The sequence below is a fragment of the Serratia sp. Nf2 genome (genome assembly GCF_003028435.1).
Lineage (GTDB): Bacteria > Pseudomonadota > Gammaproteobacteria > Enterobacterales > Enterobacteriaceae > Serratia > Serratia marcescens_L.
On record NZ_PYTW01000050.1, the window covers coordinates 1 to 521 of the forward strand.

Here is a 521-nt window from a genome sequence, read left to right on the forward strand (position 1 = left end):
CCTGCTGGTTGAATTTAATGGCGCTGGCGTGGCCGGAGCCGTAATACAGCCACTGCAGGCGATCGCCCTGCGGCAGCGTCAGCGCCTGCAGGTTGGCCAACGCATCCCACTGGTATTGCAGCTCGCCGTTCACGCCCTGCTCGCCGAGCAGCCGCCCGGCGGCGTCATAGCGCATCTGCACGCTGTCCGGCTCGATGCCCAGCGCCGCACCGCTCGCCGTCGGCAGGCGGTTCAGTTCGCGCAGCCGCCCCATGGCGTCGAAGCGGTAATGCCATTCCGCGCTGGCGTTGCTGCGCCAGACCAGCTGCCCGGCCTCGTCGAAGCGGAAGCGCTGTTCGCGCTGCGTCAGCTCACCCGCGCCGCCCGGCAGGCCGACCTCGCGGTGCTCCTCCAACAGCCCGGCCGCGCCGTAGCGATAATAGTGGCGGGTGTCGTCCGGGCGCTCTTCGGCCAGCACGCGGCCCACCGCATCGTAGCTGAAGCGGTATTCGCCGCCGTTGCCGTTCTCCAGCCGCGTCAGC

1 protein-coding gene is annotated in these 521 nt (G+C 69.9%); it reads right to left on the reverse strand.

Annotated elements, in window-relative coordinates; genetic code table 11:
- Positions 1–521 (reverse strand): RHS repeat domain-containing protein (locus C9411_RS25360; protein WP_369919488.1); only part of this gene is annotated, 521 nt, incomplete at both ends.